The sequence below is a fragment of the Actinoplanes sp. NBRC 103695 genome, from assembly GCF_030269485.1.
Lineage (GTDB): Bacteria > Actinomycetota > Actinomycetes > Mycobacteriales > Micromonosporaceae > Actinoplanes.
In genome coordinates this window covers 142,312-158,549 of sequence record NZ_BSTL01000003.1, presented here as the reverse complement: position 1 = coordinate 158,549, position 16,238 = coordinate 142,312, and the positions used below count along the sequence as shown (strand labels likewise).

Below are 16,238 nucleotides of genomic sequence, written 5' to 3'. Positions count from 1 at the left end.
GACGAACCCATGATCAGGGCTAAGGATAGGGGCTGGTCGCTGCGAGGCGGCCGCGACCGCTGTGTTTGGCGTGGTAGAGGTTGCGGTCGGCGTCGGTCAGCAGGGTCGGCAGCTCCTGGACGCCGCCGCGGTGCACGCCGATGCTGATCGACACGGTGAGGCCGGGGGCCAGCTCGTCCCAGGCCTGCTCGCGGACCGCGTCGATGATCTCCTGCGCCCGCTTCTCCGGGTGGTCCGGCCCGACGCCCGCGAGGACCACGACGAACTCGTCGCCGCCGAGCCGCGCGGCCAGATCCACGGGCCGTACGTGCTCGGCGAGGATCCGGGAGATCCGGGCCAGGACCAGGTCACCGACGTCGTGGCCGAATCTGTCGTTCACCCGTTTGAAGTGATCGACGTCGACCATCATGACGGCGTACTCCCGTGGCTCCTCCGCGGTGGCCCCGGGCACCAGCAGCCCGTTGAGGTAGGCGCGGTAGCCCCGCCGGTTCGCCAGCCCGGTCAGCTCGTCGACCAGCACCTGCCGGCGCAGCTGCTCGTGGTCGCGGCGCTGACGTTCGACATCGATCGCGTCCCGCAGGCCGGCCACCTGGTCGAGCCGCGCGTTCCAGCGCAGGAGTGCCAGCTCATCGGCGTACGCGGCCACCGCGGCCGGTGTGCCCGGTTGCCGGGCGGCGATGCTCATGCACAGCAGCCGGGTGCCCTGGGGCGTTGCCCAGCCGAGCCGGTCGGCCAGGCCGACGGCGAGCCGGGCCCCGCCCTCGTGGTCGGCGGTGCGGGCGGCGGCGATGGCCTCGCCGAGCGCGACAACGGCCTCCCGCGAGACACCCGTGCTGGACTCGCCGGCCGGGAGGGCGAAATCGGCCGCGGACCTCCCGGCGATGGCGGCGAGCAGGTGCAGGTGGGCGCGGTGCTCCAGCTCCCAGCTGGGCGGCCAGTCCCCGTCGATGGCGGCGAGGCCGCCGGGCAGCGCCGCCGCGGCGTGCAGTGCGGCCAAGTCCCAGCCGCCGATCATGGCCTGGGCACTCGACCAGTCGAGCACCACCTCGGCCCGGTTGTAGCTGAGCACGCGGCGCTGCAGCAGGATCGTCTCGGCCAGGCGTGGATCGTCGGCGCCGTCCAGATACTGTTCGGCCCGGTCGTAGTACTCGACGGCCAGTTCCCAGAAGCCCAGCTCCTGCGCGGCGACGGCGACCTCGATCAGGGCGGCCGCGCGGTGCACCACCAGACCGCTCTCCTCGTCGAGCAGCGCCACGGCACGCACCAGCGGGATGGCCGTGGACTCGGTCACGTCGAGGGCACGCTCGAGGTTGTTGCGCCGGGCGGCGGCCGTGGCCAGCGCGAGGGCCAGCAGCGACGTCTCACCGGTGGTCTCGGCCAGGTCGAGCATGGCCCGCAGATATTCGGCGTTGTCGAGCCCGGTCTCGCGCGCGGCCATCGTGCGGGCCCACTTGAGCAGCAGCCGGACGTCGGTCCAGCCGTTCGCGGCGGCGTCGGCCTCGGCCAGGTCGATCTCGGTGTCGACGTTCTGCCCCTGGGCCAGGCCGATCAGGTGGTAAGCCTGCTCGATCGCCACCGCATGGGCGTCGTCCAAGGGGCTGTCTCCTCCCGATCAGCCGCGTGTCACCACACTCGCTGTCCCCCATCGGCAGGTTGGGCGCTCCCATGAGCAGGTCCGCCGCGATCAGTACAGGATCGACCACCTGGCGGGCGGCCAGGCGAGCACCGCGTAGATCTGGACGAGCGCGGCCTGCTGGATCGCCTCGGTGCCGCCGTCGGCGTTGAAATGCACGAGGCCGGTCTTCGGGTCGCGCGAGGTCGACCACACCCGGTCGGCGTACCGGGCCATCGCCTGCCGGTATCTCCTGTCTCCGGTCACCGATTCCAGCAGCAGCAGATTCTTGAAGAAGATCGAGTTGAAGAAGATCGGCTGGGCGTAGAGGCGGCCCTGAGTGACGTAATAGGTGTAGGCGGCGTCGGCGATCCGCTTCGCGCGCCGGAGGTATTCACGGTCGTGGGTCACTTGATAGAGCAGGACATTCACACCGACCGGTACGCCCTGGTTGTACGACCAGATCGTCTTCTCCACCGTGCCCTGAAGGTCGAGATGGTCCCAGTACAAGCCGCTGGGGCTTTGCAGATAGGTGTTCGTCCAGTTGTAGAACCGCAGCGCGGATTGGAGGTAACGGCGCTTGCCGGTGATCTGGTAGAGCCGGACGCCGAGCTGGGCCGCCGGCATGTTCGACACCGTGTTCCGGTCGATGCTCCAGGTGGCCTGGGTCCAGAACACGCCGCCCGGGGCGCTGTGGCTGCTGTCGGTGTCCCAGCCGGACTCGACCAGGGCGAAGATCTCCTCCGCGCGCGCCAGCGCCGCGCGGTCCCTGGTCTGCAGGTACCGCTGGACCTTGGCCAGGCCGACCCATTCGTTGTCGTCGTAGAACATGTCGCCGCCGGCGCCGTAGGGCGCGACCGGATAGGAGTCGTAGCCGGGCAGGCCGGTCGTCCCGCCGGTGGCGTTCCAGTAGCGTTCCTGGCCCGCGGCCCGGGCGGCGTAGGCGGGTTCGCTCCGCGGATTGACCACCGTCAGGTCCAGCGCGGCGATGTGGATCTGCGAGTACGGCCACTCGTAGGAGTACGGGTTGTCGTCGGCGGCCGACGGATACTGCTCGCGGTAGAGCCCGGAACCGTCTCGGGTGCCGAAGTACCTGTCCAGGGCCGAGTAGGCGGCCGTCGCGCGCGATTCGTGGTGGTCCGGTGCTGCCACCACCGGCGAGGGCAACATGATCATCACTGCGCTGAGGGCGGCGCCGGCAAGTAGTCGCACGTGGCTGCTCCGATCCGGCCCGGGAACCTCTGACAACGTTGCCATCCTCGCTCCAGGAATTCAACGTTGTCAATGGCCATCGGCCTCAGCGGCGTCCGTTGTAGGTGCTTCTCCTGTCCTGGCCGCTGACCGCCCGGTACGCCGGGAGTCCCCGCTGCTCGACGCCGTTCCAGAAGTACGACTCCTGACCCGCGGGCACCGGTCCGCGGTACGTGTTGTCGTCCAGGACCAGGTGGGCGTTCTTGGCCGCGCCTCCGACCGGCGCGTTGCGGTACACCAGGACGGCCTGGTCCGCGTTCGCCGAGATGACGGTGTTGTGCCGGATCGTGGTGTCGTGGACGTAGTACTGCAGGAGCATCTCCGGCGAGCCGTCGTTCAAGGTGTTGTTGCCGCGCAGGAGGTTGCCGGTGACGACGACGTCGTACGCCTCGCCCCGGTCCTGGTCGTAGCCGCCGATGGCCAGGCCGGTGTAGCGGCTCCCGGTCACGGTGTTGTTCGTGACCGCGATGGCGTTCGTACGCCCCTGACGCCATTCCGACGCGACCTCGATGCCGATGTCCGAGGCGTCCACCCGGTTGTCGGCGATGGTGATGGCGGTGCCGCCGTCGACGTAGATCCCGTCGGCGCAGTTGCACCAGGAGCCGTCCTCCCAGTACGCCGGATTGCCCTCGCTGATGATGCGCGACACCCGGTTGTGCGCGATGAGCCCGTTACGCGCGCGGTTGACCTCGGTGAACCGGGCCGCCCCGCCGATGGTCGGCTCGAACCCGATCGCGTCGATGCCGATGTTGTTGTTGTCGTGGATGTCGTTGTGGGTGACCGCCCACCCGTCGACGTTCCCGTTGAGCACCAGGGTCTCGCTGGCGCCGAGCACGAGGTGGTCCAGCTCGTTGCCGGTGATGCTGATGCCGGTGAGCGGCCGGGCCGCCCTCGTGCCGAAGACGGCGATGCCGTGGGCGTTCATGTCGAAGCTGCCCAGGGTGCCGTTGTCGTTGCCGAGGTGGTGGACGTGGTTGCCGCTGAGCCGGATCGAGCGGCCGGAGCCGATCACCAGGATGCCGATCGGCACGGCCGACACGAGGCTGGTGCGATAGCCGGTGACCGTGAGACCCGAGACCGTGATGTCCGAGCTGTCGCGGACCTCGATCATGCCGCTCTGCCCGTCGGCCGGCGCCAGACCCGCTCCGTCGAGAACCGGAACCGCTCCGGCCGCGGCCCGCACCGTGATGTGTGCGCGGTCCTCGATGACGATCCGCTGACGGGCATATCTGCCGCCCAGCAGCCGCACGGTTCCGCCGCGGCTACCGAGACGATCAACGGCAAGCTGAGGCGTACGCAACGGATGACGCGCCGTTCCCTCAGCGGTGTCGGATCCGTGAGGTGACACGTACAACGCCGAGCCGCCTTTCGCCTCCGCCCCGGTGACCGACAGTCCAAGAACGACGGCAGCGACGGTGACGATGACGGCGACACGCCTGATGGTCGGCATCCTGCGACTATGCCTCTAAGCCCTGACCAGGGCAAACGCACAATTCACGATGCACGTTTCGGGCCCGGGCCCGCACCGGGTTCAGAGCCGGGGCGGACCCCTGTCCACGACATGCGTGGTCAGCTCCAGCGGGTCGAAGTGGATCAGCGACTCCATCCACCAGGTCACGCCGGCCTCGGCGAGGCTCGCAACAACTTCGACGGCATGCCGGACAGTCTCGACCTCCCTTGGGGCGAGGTCGAGACGGGCCGTCCCTCGAGGTCAGGCGATCGCCTAGCGGGTTGGTCGGCCGTCCGGCGGCACGGTGCGCAGCAACGCGGTCGGGGCGTCGGCGAAGCGGCCACCGCCCGGGGAGACGGGCGCGACCGGCACGACCGGGCTTTTCCTGCGGCGGATCAGCACCAGCGCGAGCGCGCCCAGACCCGCGGCGACCAGCAGCCCGCCCACGATGGTGGCCAGCAGCAGACCGCCGCCCTCATCCCCGGCGGTCTTGACGGTTGCCGGCGGCGCCACCCCGGCGAGGCTGTCCTCCGCCACCGGCTCCTCCTCCGCCACCACGGGGGAACTCGCCTCGGCGGTGGGCGACGGCGGTGTCGTGGAGGGGGTGGCCACCGGGGCCAGGATCAGCCGCACGGTCGCGGCGCTGCCGGCGACGCCTCGAGCGGTCACCCGAGCTGTCCGATAGCCGTCCTTGCCCGCGGCGACCGTGATGGAGCCGGGAGCGATCGGCTTGCTGTCGCTCGACCTGATCGAGAACTTGCCGCTGCCGTCGCTGGTCGCCTGGTAGGAGTGCCCGGCGCTGTCCCGCACGGCCACGGTCGCGTTGCCGACCGCCTTCCCGTCGGCGTCGCGGACCCGGCCGGAGACCTGGGTCACCGCGGACGACGGCGCCTCCGAGCCGCGTACGAGGATCATCTTGTGGGCGAACCCGGTCTGCAGGCCGATCCGCACGGTGACCGCGAGGTTGAGGCCGGACTCCTCGCCGGCGCTCACCTTCGGCGCGACGACCGTGGCGTCGAAGGACGCGCTCTCGCCCGGCCCGAGGTCCTTGGTCGCGGAACATCCCTTGGTGCATCGCAGGCCACCGGAGACGGCCACGAAGGCCCGCTCGGTCCCACGCTCGTTGTTCGTGACCCGGAACCGCACGCGCACCGTACCGCCGGACTTCACGTTGTCCGACGACACACTCTCGATGCGGATGGCCGGAGGGGCGGCCGCCACCGGCGTCGCGGACACCGCGAGCGTCGCCCCGGCCAGCGCGATCAACCCAGCGGCTCCGGCCCACCGGGCACCCAAGCGCGTCGTCACGTCCCACCCCTTCGTCGCGGCAGCGACACCTCTCGATGACGCCGCGGGACACTATGCCCTGTCCCGGGTGCGTTGCGCGACCTGGCATCCATCGTTGCCTCGGATGATCCGGTGACGCGCAGACGGCTCATAGCGCCCGCCGCGCACATCCGGCGGGGCTGGTCGAGGCGCCGGACTGTCCCTATCCTTCGGTGACACCCTGCGAGAGCCCCTTGACAGTCTGTCCAGCGGAGGCGGCGCCGAGATGACCCTGGAAATCCCGTACCGCTCGATTCCCGACATGTTCCTCCAGCGCGTCGCGGCGACGCCGGACCGGCCGGCGTTCGCCCACCCGGCCGCCGACGGCTCGGGGCCGGTCTGGCTGACCTGGGCCCAGGTCGGCGAGCGGGCCACCGCGATCGCCGCCGGTCTGCGCGGCCTGGGCGTCGAGGCCGAGGACCGGGTGGCGATCCTGGCCGGCACCCGGCTCGACTGGGTCATCGCCGACCTCGGGGTGATGTGCGCCGGCGCGGCCACCACCACGGTGTATCCGACGACCGAGGCGGCGGACGCGGCCTTCATCATCGGCGACTCCGGTTCCCGGGTCGTCATCGCCGAGAACCCGGAGCAGGCCGGGAAGCTCGCCGGCGCCGCCCTGCCCGCGGTCACCCACGTCGTGCTGATGGACGGCACGGCGGACCCGCAGGCCACGCCGCCGCAGCTGACCCTCGGCGAACTCGAGGCGCGCGGCGTCGCGGCCCTCGCCGCCGAGCCGGACCTGATCGACAAGGTCGTCGCGGCCATCGGGCCGGACGACCTCGCGACCGTGATCTACACGTCCGGCACCACCGGCCGTCCCAAGGGCGTGGAGCTGCTGCACCGCGGCTGGTGCTGGGAGGCCGTCGCGCAGAGCGAGCTCGGCATGCTGGTGCCCGAGGACCTGCAGTACCTGTGGCTGCCCCTGTCGCACTCGTTCGGCAAGTCGCTGCTGTGCGGCGTCATCCACGTCGGGCTGCCCACCTACGTGGACGGGCGCGTCGACAAACTGATCGACAACCTCGCCGTCGTCCGGCCGACGATCCTGTGCGCGCCGCCCCGGGTGTTCGAGAAGGTCTACAACAGGGTCGTCATCACCGCGCAGGACGCCGGTGGCGCCAAGGCCAGGATCTTCGCCTGGGCCGTGCGTACCGGAAAGAAGAAGGTCGCGCGGGACGGCCTCGCCCTGAAGGTGCCCTACGCGATCGCGCACAAGCTGGTCTTCGCCAAGCTGCACGCCCGGCTCGGCGGCCGGATCCGGATGCTGGTCGCCGGCGCGGCGGCGGTCTCCGTGCCGCTCGGCGAGTTCTTCGCGGCGGCGGGCCTGCCGATCAGCGAGGGGTACGGGCTGACCGAGACGAGCGCGGGTGTCTTCGTCAACCGTCCCGGCGCGGTCCGTGTCGGCACCTGCGGCACGGCGCTGGGCGACGTGGAGTGCCGCATCGACTCCGACGGCGAGATCCTGCTGCGCGGCGCGCCCGTGATGCGGGGCTACCACAACCTGCCGGAGGAGACGGCAGCCGTGTTCACCGAGGACGGCTTCTTCCGGACCGGCGACATCGGCGAGCTGTCCGCCGACGGCTACCTGAAGATCACCGACCGGAAGAAGGACCTGGTCAAGACGTCCGGCGGCAAGTACATCGCACCGTCGTACATCGAGGGCATGTTCAAGTCGCTGTGCCCGTACGCCTCGCAGGCGGTCGTCATCGGCCAGTCCCGCAACTACTGCACGATGCTCGTCTCGCTCGACCCGGACGCCGTCGCCGGCTGGACGGCCGGCGGGCCACTCGAGGGCAGGCCGTACGGCGAGGCGGTCGCCTCGGAGCAGGCGCGCGCCCTGATCGCCGGCTACATCGACCAGCTCAACGCCAAGCTCAACCGCTGGGAGACGATCAAGGACTTCGCCATCCTCCCCCGCGACCTGAGCATCGAGGGCGGCGAGCTGACGCCCTCACTCAAGATCAAGCGACGCACCACGGAGGCGAACTTCGCCGGCGAGATCGACCGGATGTATGAGGGCACGCTCGCGCAGATGTGACGCCCAAGACCCGCGCGGGTTCGAAACCCGTCAGCCCAAGACCCGCGCGGCTCTGAACCCGCCAGCCCAAGACCCGCGCGGCTCTGGAACCCGTCAGCTCGTGACCCGTGGCGGACCTGTCGTCCCGTGCTTGCGGGCACAAGCCGTGGGTATCCTAGGAACCTAGGCGGTAAAAAAGGAGCAGCAAACGCCGAACGACGGCCCGCTGTGGAAGCCGGACCGCCGTTCGAAAGCGTAGATCAGAGCGGACGGATGTTCTCCGCCTGCGGGCCCTTCTGACCCTGGGTGATGTCGAACTCCACCTTCTGGTTCTCGTCGAGGCTGCGGAAGCCACTCGCCGAGATCGCGGAGAAGTGGGCGAAGACGTCAGCGCCGCCATCGTCCGGGCTGATGAAACCAAAGCCCTTGTCGGCGTTGAACCACTTCACGGTACCTGTAGTCATGTCTGCTCTTTCGTAGGCTAGGGACCGCACTGTGCGAGCCCTTACGCCGCCGCGTTGATCACCCGCATCGAAATAAACGACACGACAAACGAACGGCGCTTAAATGGGCTTTGGACACCCTGTCAGCGCCAGGTAACGTCTTTGGAAATCAAAACTGCAACTTGATCAGGCTAGCACATGATCGGTCGTCCGGTGGCGAAGGCTCCCGAACCGGCTCCGGGGGAGATCGCCGAGCGGCCCGCCGGCAGTTCAGCCGATCGCACCTCACGACGCGTCGAGGATGACGCTGGCGCGCTGCAGGACGTCGATCTGGGCGGGGTTGTACAGCTCGACGATTCCCTGAAGGAAGGCCGACCAGACGCGCGGGTCGACACTGTGCCCCGGGCCACAGTCAAGAGCGCGACCCGGTCGGTGGCGCGCTCAGCGCCGCCGCCAGAAAGGTGATCGCCCACTGCCGGGCCGCGTCGCCCGCCACCGGGGACAGGCCGGACGGGGCGTCCTGCTGGTAGGCCTGGACGCGGTCAACGGCCGTCACCGCGAGGATCCCCCGCACCCGGAACCACAACTCCTCCGGGGAGAGGCCGGGCAGCGCGCGTCCGAAGGCCGCCAGGAAGCGATCGCGGATCGTGTCCTCGGCCGGGCCGGTCCAGGCGCGCATCTCCTCCGCCGGGTCGCCGAGGATCGTCACGATCAGCCGGGACGTCCGGGCGCCGCCCTCGTCACCGACCGGCATCTCGTCGAACAGCGGCCCCGCGAACGCCTCCACCAGGTCGGTGACCGACGGGTCCGGCGTCCGGGCGAGCAGTCGATCGAGCCCGGCGTTCTGCGCGGCGTTGATCGGCTCGACCACCCGGCGGATGACCGCGGCCAGGAGCTCCGCCTTCGAGCCGAAGTGGTAACCGACGGCGGCCAGGTTGGCCCCGGCGCGGTCGGTGATCGCCCGGACCGAGGTGCCGCGGAAGCCGCGCTCGGCGAAGAGGTGCTCGGCCGCGTCGAGGAGCTGGACACGGGTGCTGGGTGGCGGCATGGGTGCATACTATACAAACGTTCGATTCAAACAAACGTATGATTGAAGGGCCACCGATGAAAATGCTCGTGTACGGCGCCGGAGTTCTCGGCAGCCTGTTCTCCGCCCGCCTGCACGAAGCCGGGCACGACGTCTCGCTCCTCGCCCGCGGCGACCGCCTCGCCGCCCTGCGCCGGCACGGCGTGCTGCTCGCCGAGGGAGACAGCCCGGACGTCCGGCGGGTGGCGGTGCCGATCGTCGACCACCCGGCCGGCGGGTACGACCTGACCGCCGTCCTGGTCCGCACCCACCAGGTGGACGCGGTGCTGGAGTCCCTCGCCGGCCTCGAGGGCGACGTGTTGTTCCTGCTCAACTGGGCAGCCGGTGCGGAGCCGCTCGGCGCGGTGATCGGTCACGAGCGGGTGCTGCTCGGTTTCCCCACGGCCGGCGGCAAGATGGACGGCGACGTGGTCCGTCACCGCGCGAGCACCCTGATGAACCGCCTGCTCCCGATGCCGATCGGCGAACCCGGCGGCCGCAGCACCCCGCGAGTGGAACGGATCGTCCGTACGCTCCGCACCGCCGGGATCAACGCCAAGAACGAGCCGCGGATGGACGCCTGGCTCAGGACGCACGCCGCGTTCGAGGTGGCCCTCGGGCGGGCGGTGGACGAGGCGGGCGGCCCGGTGGTGCTGGCCGACGACCCGGACGCCGTCCGCCACATGCTCCGCGGCATGCGGCGGAACTTGGCCGCCATGCCCACTCCCCCGGTCCCCCGCGGGTTCGCCGCGCTGCAAACCCTGCCGGAAGGGCTGCTCGTCGCCGTGCTGCGACGTTTCCTGCGAAGCTCGACGGTCGCCAACAGCGGGCTCGACAGCGCCACGCCCGCGGCGGCGACCGCCGAGTACGACAAGCTGGCCGAACAGTTGCGCGTCTGAGTCCTGTCTCGTGGATCACCCAAGTGCGAGGCGGGTCCAGAGACAGGGTTCAGGGCGTGCCCTGCCGACTCATCCGTCCACGATGGTGGTGGCGATGCGTTCGAGGTGGCCCTGGTCGTCGGGGCTGAGGCCGACGGCGATGTCGGGCACGCGCCTGGTCACCTCCGCGTAGACGGCCTCGGCGAGTTCCTTCCCGGCGGCGGTGACGCTGAGGGTGATGACCCGCCGGTCGGGCTCGGGGCTGCCGCGGTGGACCAGGCCACGCTGCTCGGTGCGGTCGACCAGCTGGCTGAGGGCGTTCTTGGTCATGCCGAGCGAGGCGGCGAGGCCACCCATGCGCTCCGGGCCGTCCTTGACCGCGCACAACAGCGTCGCCTGGGCCGGGGTCAGGTCGTGCTCGGCGCAGATCTGTGCGTACCGGCGCTGGATCAGGGTGGACAGCCAGACCAGCTTGTCCCCGTACGCCTCGCGCGCCACGCCGTTCCCCCTCGCCACGGTATTCCGTGGTCAGCCTACCCGCGCGTCGAGCGTCCATCCGCTCGTACGGATCCACGCGGGCAGGTCCTGCACGGCCGGCTCGATCGCCCGCACCGCCGCGAGGTCGGCCCGGTAGGCGGGCGTCTCCGCGAACCAGCGGAACATCGCCCGGCCGTCCGCGTTGTCGCCGAGGACCTCCAGGGGCAGAGCCTCGTAGCGTGCCGGCAGCCCGGCGTGCGCGCCGAACGCGGCGGCCATCTGGCTGCCGGTGCGCTCGTCCCCGGCGATCTCGACGGCGCCGTCCGGCGCCTTTGCCGCGTCGAGCAGGAAGGCGGCGCTGATCCGCCCGATGTCCCGCACGGCGATCAGCTGCAGCGGGATGTGATCGGGCAGCGGCATGCGCAGCACGAGGACGCCGTCCTCCACGGTCGGCGCCAGGAACGCGAAGTTCTCCATGAAGGCGACCGGGCGGACGATGGTCGCCCGCGGGCCGGACCGCTCCAGGTGCTCCTCCACGCGACGCTTCGACTCGAAGTGCGGCACCCCCGAGTCGCGCTCGGCGCCTCCGACGGAGCTGAACACGACGTGCGGCACGGCGGCCGCGACCGCCGCATCGACCAGGGCGACGCCCTGCCGTGTCTCGCCCTCGGCGTCGGCCAGGGTGTGACCCGCGGGGGTGGTCATCAGGAAGAAGGCCTCGGCTCCCCGCAGGGCGGCCGACAGCGACGTGGCGTCGTCGATCTCGACCCGCGCGAGCTCGACCCCCCGGCCGGCCAGCGCCCGGGCCCGGTCGGACTCGGGGCTGCGGACCAGGGCGCGGACGTGCGCACCGCGGGACAGCAGCGCGTCGATGACCGACCCACCTTGCTTACCGGTCCCCCCGAAAACAGCGATCGTATTCATGATTCCGTCTCCACTCCTCGATAGTTCCTGCCGTGAACTAAAGTAGTTCACGGCAGGAACTTCTGCAAGGCGGTGGCGAGGGAAGGCGGTGCCGAGGGAAGGAGGTGGCGAGGGGCGGATAGGGTCACGGCCGGCTGACCTCACGTACCGGAAGCAGGCTCATGACCACCAGCGGCACCGACCTCGGCCAGACCATCGACGCCTTCGTGGCCGCGTTCAACGAGCCCGAGCCCGACCTGGACCGGGTCATGTCCTACTTCGCCGAGGACGCCCGGTACCTGCCCGGCCACGGCCCCGAACTACACGGCCTCGCAGCGATCCGGGCGGAGTTCGCACCCCAGTTCGCCGGGCGTTACGGCGCGATGACCTTCGACGTGTACGACCAGGTGATCGACGAATCCCGCCGCCGGGCGACCATCCGGTGGGCCTGCAAACTGGACCTGACCGGCGCCAACGGCCGGCGCGCCATGCTGCCGGTCCGGTTGCTGGCCCGCCTCCGCTACGGCGGCCGGATGCAGTGGCACGGCCTGGACGTCTTCCACTTCGACGACGCCGGTCAGATCTCCGGCAAGTTCACCTACGCGACTTTCCGCCTGCCGCTCTGGGAGCGGACGCGCTGACCACCCGGGCTCACGGGCAGGGGGTGGCGGCGGCGTCCAGGTCGCGGGACTTGTGCAGGGAGCTGAGGTTCAGGCGGCGGGACTCGGCGCAGTACTCGGCCGGCGCCAGGTCGTACTCGGCGTGCAGCACCGCCTTGCCCGCCTCGAGGAACGGCTTCAGGCTCGCGCACTCGTCGAAGGCGGCGCATTCCTCGTTGACCGTGAAGTCGAAGTCGCCGACCAGCTCGGCGGCCTGGTCCACGTCGTTCTTCAGCGCCACCGACAGGCCGTGCTCGTGGGCCAGCCGGGCGACGAAACGGTTGAACCGGAGCTGGTGGGCCGCGGTGATCGGGAAGCCGGTCTCGGACTCGTAGGCGTCCATCAGATCCGGCTCGACCGCGTCGAAGCCCTTCTTCGCGCACATGGCGAATCGCTTGGCCAGCACCGGTTTCAGCTTCGCCGGGTCGCGGATGTCGAGCCACCGCTCGCCGGGCCAGCCGTTGGAGCCGCCGAGCAGCTCCCGCGGCCAGTCCGGGTAGTCGGGGCGGAAGTTCTCGGCGGCGCCGACCTCCACGTAGCAGATCGCCTTCCGGCCACGGCGGTGTAGTTCGGCGACGACGTCGGCGTCGTTGAGGAAACCGTCGATGTCGTAGACCTCGGCGTCCACACTCAGGTCGACCGGCGTGGTGAGCTGCCACTGCCAGGTAATGCCGGGCTTGGGCACCCAGCGCTCGGCCGGCTTCCGCGAAGGCGAGGCGGAAGGAGAACGAGAGGGCCGCACGGTGGGCGTGGGTGAGGGGGAGGCCGAGGGAGCGGGCGGCGACGGGGAAATGACGGCCGAGGGAGAAGGAGACGCGACAACGACCGGTTGCGGGGCTGTTCCGCAGGCCGCCAGCAGCATCAGCGACGCGGCCAGCGGGACGAGGAGGCGCCGCGCGGTCATCGGGCGAGAGCGGACAGGTAGGAGGGCATGCCGTCCCACGGGTTCGCCCCGGCCCGGTCGGTCACGTAGACGACGCCGGCCCTGCCCTCGGCGGCCCGTTTCAGAGCCGACGGCAACAGCGCCGCGGGTGTGTCGTAGACCAGGTGCCAGATGCGTTCGGCCGGCACCGACCAGACCCACGTGGGCACCTCGATCTCCTGATGCCAGGCGTACGGCCCCTCGAAGGTCACCAGCGCGTCGGCGAGCTCCGCGTACCGGGGATGCGGGTGGGCGCCGTGGTTGAACACCACCGTGCCGGCGGTCCGGTGACGGATCTCCGTCATCACCACGTCGTACCAGATCAGCAGGTCCGAACCGGTGGCGACGCGGTCGAGGAACAGGCCGGCGGTCGGGTACCAGTCGTGCCAGCGGTCCACGTCGGCGAGCACCTCGTCCGGGTCACGCCGCCCGTAGTCGGTGTCGACGTAGCCGAGCAGCGGCCGCCCGGTCGCCACCGCGGCCGCGATCAGCGAACGCTCGGGCGCCGGCCCGGGTCCGTTGAACGAGTTGAGGACGACCGCACGGACCGCTGACCCGTGCGCGGCCAAGGCCTCCCAGTCGGGGCCGGCCACGGCGGGATGGAAATACGCGGGTACGACCAGAGAGTTCATCAAGCCGCCACGAGGGAGCGCAGGGAATCCGAGAGGGAGTACGCCGGCCGGAAACCGAGCGTCGCCGCGGCCACCGTGATGTCGGCCCGCAGCCAGCTGACCGCGGCCGAGCGTGCCGATCCGGTGCTCTCCTCGATCGGCTGGGGCACCCCGGCCATCCCGGCCGCGAGCGCCGTCAGGTCCCGCAGCGCGGTGGCGCGGCCGCTGCCGATGTTCACGATGCCGGGCAACGCGCCCGTGACCCAGCAGGCGACCTCGACCGCGGCCGCGACGTCCCGGACATCCACGAAGTCGCGGTGCCCGTCGAGGCGACCGAGCCGGATCGCCGGATCCCGCAGCGCCGCCGCCAGCCGTCCCGGCAGCAGCGTCGACGGCGTACCCGGGCCGATCGGGTTGAAGACCCTCAGCACGGTGGCGGTCAGGCCGTCGCGGCGGGCGGCGAGGACCAGCTCGGTCCCGGCCAGCTTGCTCATCCCGTACGCCGAAACGGGTTGTGGTGTTGAACTCTCCGCAACCGACATGCCGGCCGGCACCGCGCCGTATTCCGCCGCCGAGCCGAGGTGGACGAGCCGGCTGGACAGACCGGCCGCCGACATCGCCGACAGCAGCCGAGCCACCGCGACCACGTTGCCGAGAGCCAGCTCGGAGGGCGAACCGTCGATCGTCCCGGCACAGTTGACGATCACGTCCGGGGCCGCCTCGCGCAGCCGGGCGACCAGCGGGCCCTCGGTCAGGTCCAGCCGCATCGGCCCGGACCGACCGGCCGGAATCACGGTCACCGCGGGGTCGGCGGCCAGGCGCGCCCGCACCTGCCCACCGATGAACCCCGAGGCGCCGATCAGCAGACAGCGCATCAGGCCGCCTCGGGCAGACGCTGACGCAGCAGCATCGGGCCGAGCACGCCGAACTCGGCGTTGGCGCGGTCGTAGTCGTCCGGCCGGCCGATGTCCAGCCAGTTGCCGTCGAACTCGTACTCGGCCGGGCCGCTGCCCTGAGCCAGCATGTCCAGCACGAGCTCGTCAAAACCCAGAGGCAGACCAGGGGTGTACGGGCGCAGCGCACGGGCCGACATCCCGTACACGCCCATGCTCACCCGGTAGTCCATGGTGGGCTTCTCGGTGAAGTCGACGATCCGGCCACCGACCGAGGTCAGCACCCCGAAGTCGATCTTCACCTGGCGGGCGTAGGTCGCCACGGTCAGGTCGGACCCGCCGGCCCGGTGCCGGTTCAGCAGATCGGCGTAGTCCAGGTCGGTCAGGATGTCGCCGTTCATCACCACGAAGTGCTCGGGCAACCGGTCCCGCATCTGCAGCAGCGGCCCGATGGTACCCAGCGGCGACTCCTCGGTCGCGAAGTCGACCTGCTCCATGCCCCACTGGCTGCCGTCGCCGACGTACGCCCGGATCAGGTGCCCGAGGTGGCCGATGGCCAGCGTCACCGAGCGGAAACCGCACTGCGACAGCTGACGCATGATGATTTCCAGGATCGAGTACTGGTCGCCGATCGGCACCAGGGGCTTCGGCAGAGCCGTCGTGTACGGCCGCAGCCGCACCCCTTTGCCACCGGCCAGAATGACTGCGTGCATCGGTCGTCTCCTCAACGCGCGTAGGTGCCGGGGCGGTACTTGGCGAGGTTCGCCGGATCCAGGAACCAGTCGATGGTCAGCTTCAGCCCGGAGCTCAGGTCGTGGCCGGGCGCCCAGCCGGTGGCCGTACGCAACTTGGTGTTGTCGCAGACCAGCCGCATCACCTCGGAGTTGGCCGGGCGCAGGCGCTCGTTCTCCAGGCGTACCGGCACCGGGCGGCCCATCAGCGCGCCGATCGTCTCGGCCAGGGCGCCGATCGAGATCTCGTCACCGGTGCCGGCGTTGAACGACTCCCCCACCACCTGCTCGGCGGGCGCCGTGCCGACGGTCGCGAACGCCTCGGCGGTGTCCTGCACGAACAGGAAGTCGCGGGTCGGGTCGAGCGCGCCCAGCCGGATCTCCCCCGCGCCGGCGGCGAGCTGGCTGATCACGGTGGGGATGACCGCGCGGGCGGACTGCCGGGGCCCGAACGTGTTGAACGGCCGCATGATCACCGCGGGGATGCCGAAGCTGGCGTGGTAGCTGTCCACCAGCTTGTCGGCGCCGGCCTTGCTGGCCGCGTACGGCGACTGCGCCTGCACCGGGTGGGTCTCGCTGATCGGCACGGTCCGGGCGGTGCCGTAGGTCTCGCTGGTGGAGGTGTGCACCAGCCGGTCACAACCCTGATCCCGTACGGCCTCCAGCACGTTCAGTGTGCCGATCACGTTGGTGTTCACGTACGACCGGGGCGCCCGATAGGAGTGCGGGATCGCGATCAGCGCGGCCAGGTGGTAGACCGTGCCCGCGCCGGTGATCAGGTCGCGCACGGTGGCCTCGTCGGTGACGTCGCCCGAGACGACCTCCACGTTCGCCATCACGTCGGGGCTGAGCGTGTCCAGCCAGCCCCACGTGCCGAGCGAGTTGTACTGGGCCATGGCGCGCACGTGGTGACCCCGGGCGACCAGATTCTCGACCAGGTGGGAGCCGATGAAGCCGTCGGCACCGGTTACTGCGACCGTCGACACGATGTTTCTCCTCAGG

The 16,238-nt window shown here is 70.6% G+C and carries 16 protein-coding genes; 3 read left to right on the top strand and 13 right to left on the bottom strand.

The genetic code is table 11. The features are described from left to right. Positions 1-19: 19 nt before the first annotated feature. The 4 genes from QSK31_RS05565 to QSK31_RS05550 form a co-directional block, all read right to left on the bottom strand. Entirely contained in the window at positions 20-1,594 is a 1,575-nt protein-coding gene (locus QSK31_RS05565) for a GGDEF domain-containing protein (RefSeq protein WP_285681660.1), read from the bottom strand. 90 nt (positions 1,595-1,684) lie between these two features. Then, the gene (locus QSK31_RS05560; protein ID WP_285681658.1) at positions 1,685-2,869 is read right to left on the bottom strand and encodes a glycoside hydrolase family 76 protein; all 1,185 of its coding nucleotides are present in this window, start codon (positions 2,867-2,869) and stop codon (positions 1,685-1,687) included. 40 nt (positions 2,870-2,909) lie between these two features. Beyond that, complete coding sequence (locus tag QSK31_RS05555) at positions 2,910-4,313, bottom strand: right-handed parallel beta-helix repeat-containing protein (protein ID WP_285681656.1); 1,404 nt, start codon at positions 4,311-4,313, stop codon at positions 2,910-2,912. Positions 4,314-4,586: 273 nt separating this feature from the next. Further along, positions 4,587-5,621 (bottom strand): carboxypeptidase-like regulatory domain-containing protein, encoded by a 1,035-nt coding sequence (locus QSK31_RS05550; protein ID WP_285681654.1) that lies wholly within the window; start codon positions 5,619-5,621, stop codon positions 4,587-4,589. 244 nt (positions 5,622-5,865) lie between these two features. Between QSK31_RS05550 and QSK31_RS05545 the strand changes: the two genes are divergently transcribed. Next, positions 5,866-7,674, top strand: a complete 1,809-nt coding sequence (locus tag QSK31_RS05545) for an AMP-dependent synthetase/ligase (RefSeq protein ID WP_285681651.1) — start codon at positions 5,866-5,868, stop codon at positions 7,672-7,674. 239 nt (positions 7,675-7,913) lie between these two features. Here QSK31_RS05545 and cspE read toward each other — a convergent pair whose 3' ends face one another. Together cspE and QSK31_RS05535 are read right to left on the bottom strand one after the other, a co-directional pair. Beyond that, positions 7,914-8,117, bottom strand: a complete 204-nt coding sequence (cspE, locus tag QSK31_RS05540; RefSeq protein WP_013283833.1) for a transcription antiterminator/RNA stability regulator CspE — start codon at positions 8,115-8,117, stop codon at positions 7,914-7,916. Positions 8,118-8,508: 391 nt separating this feature from the next. Next, positions 8,509-9,144, bottom strand: a complete 636-nt coding sequence (locus QSK31_RS05535; protein ID WP_285681646.1) for a TetR/AcrR family transcriptional regulator — start codon at positions 9,142-9,144, stop codon at positions 8,509-8,511. A gap of 56 nt (positions 9,145-9,200) precedes the next feature. Between QSK31_RS05535 and QSK31_RS05530 the strand changes: the two genes are divergently transcribed. Next, positions 9,201-10,061 carry a ketopantoate reductase family protein gene (locus tag QSK31_RS05530; RefSeq protein ID WP_285681645.1) on the top strand — a complete coding sequence of 287 codons (861 nt, stop codon included), beginning with the start codon at positions 9,201-9,203 and terminating at the stop codon, positions 10,059-10,061. A 69-nt stretch (positions 10,062-10,130) separates the two neighbouring features. Here QSK31_RS05530 and QSK31_RS05525 read toward each other — a convergent pair whose 3' ends face one another. Continuing rightward, positions 10,131-10,556, bottom strand: a complete 426-nt coding sequence (locus QSK31_RS05525) for a MarR family winged helix-turn-helix transcriptional regulator (protein ID WP_285681644.1) — start codon at positions 10,554-10,556, stop codon at positions 10,131-10,133. A gap of 12 nt (positions 10,557-10,568) precedes the next feature. Continuing rightward, a complete protein-coding gene (locus tag QSK31_RS05520) occupies positions 10,569-11,441 on the bottom strand; it encodes an NmrA/HSCARG family protein (RefSeq protein WP_285681642.1) in 873 nt (290 codons plus the stop codon). A gap of 161 nt (positions 11,442-11,602) precedes the next feature. Between QSK31_RS05520 and QSK31_RS05515 the strand changes: the two genes are divergently transcribed. Beyond that, positions 11,603-12,061 carry a YybH family protein gene (locus tag QSK31_RS05515; RefSeq protein ID WP_285681641.1) on the top strand — a complete coding sequence of 153 codons (459 nt, stop codon included), beginning with the start codon at positions 11,603-11,605 and terminating at the stop codon, positions 12,059-12,061. 10 nt (positions 12,062-12,071) lie between these two features. Here the strand turns inward: QSK31_RS05515 and QSK31_RS05510 are convergent, their stop codons facing one another. Genes QSK31_RS05510 through QSK31_RS05490 form a run of 5 tightly spaced genes read right to left on the bottom strand, consistent with a single transcriptional unit; the run spans position 12,072 to position 16,222 of the window. Continuing rightward, positions 12,072-12,983: an endo alpha-1,4 polygalactosaminidase gene (locus tag QSK31_RS05510; RefSeq protein WP_285681639.1), complete on the bottom strand. Its 912-nt coding sequence runs from the start codon at positions 12,981-12,983 to the stop codon at positions 12,072-12,074. Continuing rightward, a complete protein-coding gene (locus tag QSK31_RS05505) occupies positions 12,980-13,633 on the bottom strand; it encodes a spherulation-specific family 4 protein (protein ID WP_285681637.1) in 654 nt (217 codons plus the stop codon). The genes QSK31_RS05510 and QSK31_RS05505 overlap by 4 nt, the downstream gene beginning before the upstream one ends. Further along, positions 13,633-14,487 carry an NAD-dependent epimerase/dehydratase family protein gene (locus QSK31_RS05500; RefSeq protein ID WP_285681635.1) on the bottom strand — a complete coding sequence of 285 codons (855 nt, stop codon included), beginning with the start codon at positions 14,485-14,487 and terminating at the stop codon, positions 13,633-13,635. The genes QSK31_RS05505 and QSK31_RS05500 overlap by 1 nt, the downstream gene beginning before the upstream one ends. After that, the gene (locus QSK31_RS05495) at positions 14,487-15,218 is read right to left on the bottom strand and encodes a sugar phosphate nucleotidyltransferase (RefSeq protein ID WP_285681634.1); all 732 of its coding nucleotides are present in this window, start codon (positions 15,216-15,218) and stop codon (positions 14,487-14,489) included. Before QSK31_RS05495 ends, QSK31_RS05500 begins: the two co-directional genes overlap by 1 nt. A gap of 11 nt (positions 15,219-15,229) precedes the next feature. Further along, entirely contained in the window at positions 15,230-16,222 is a 993-nt protein-coding gene (locus QSK31_RS05490) for an SDR family NAD(P)-dependent oxidoreductase (RefSeq protein ID WP_285681631.1), read from the bottom strand. Positions 16,223-16,238 lie beyond the last annotated feature (16 nt).

Bases quoted from the DNA above. Each gene is read 5' to 3' on its own strand.
- QSK31_RS05530 (WP_285681645.1), top strand. From the start codon at position 9,201: ATGAAAATGCTCGTGTACGGCGCCGGAGTTCTCGGCAGCCTGTTCTCC.
- QSK31_RS05545 (WP_285681651.1), top strand. From the start codon at position 5,866: ATGACCCTGGAAATCCCGTACCGCTCGATTCCCGACATGTTCCTCCAG.
- cspE (WP_013283833.1), bottom strand. From the start codon at position 8,117: ATGACTACAGGTACCGTGAAGTGGTTCAACGCCGACAAGGGCTTTGGT.
- QSK31_RS05515 (WP_285681641.1), top strand. From the start codon at position 11,603: ATGACCACCAGCGGCACCGACCTCGGCCAGACCATCGACGCCTTCGTG.
- QSK31_RS05520 (WP_285681642.1), bottom strand. From the start codon at position 11,441: ATGAATACGATCGCTGTTTTCGGGGGGACCGGTAAGCAAGGTGGGTCG.
- QSK31_RS05535 (WP_285681646.1), bottom strand. From the start codon at position 9,144: ATGCCGCCACCCAGCACCCGTGTCCAGCTCCTCGACGCGGCCGAGCAC.
- QSK31_RS05555 (WP_285681656.1), bottom strand. From the start codon at position 4,313: ATGCCGACCATCAGGCGTGTCGCCGTCATCGTCACCGTCGCTGCCGTC.
- QSK31_RS05500 (WP_285681635.1), bottom strand. From the start codon at position 14,487: ATGCGCTGTCTGCTGATCGGCGCCTCGGGGTTCATCGGTGGGCAGGTG.
- QSK31_RS05505 (WP_285681637.1), bottom strand. From the start codon at position 13,633: ATGAACTCTCTGGTCGTACCCGCGTATTTCCATCCCGCCGTGGCCGGC.
- QSK31_RS05510 (WP_285681639.1), bottom strand. From the start codon at position 12,983: ATGACCGCGCGGCGCCTCCTCGTCCCGCTGGCCGCGTCGCTGATGCTG.
- QSK31_RS05495 (WP_285681634.1), bottom strand. From the start codon at position 15,218: ATGCACGCAGTCATTCTGGCCGGTGGCAAAGGGGTGCGGCTGCGGCCG.
- QSK31_RS05560 (WP_285681658.1), bottom strand. From the start codon at position 2,869: ATGGCAACGTTGTCAGAGGTTCCCGGGCCGGATCGGAGCAGCCACGTG.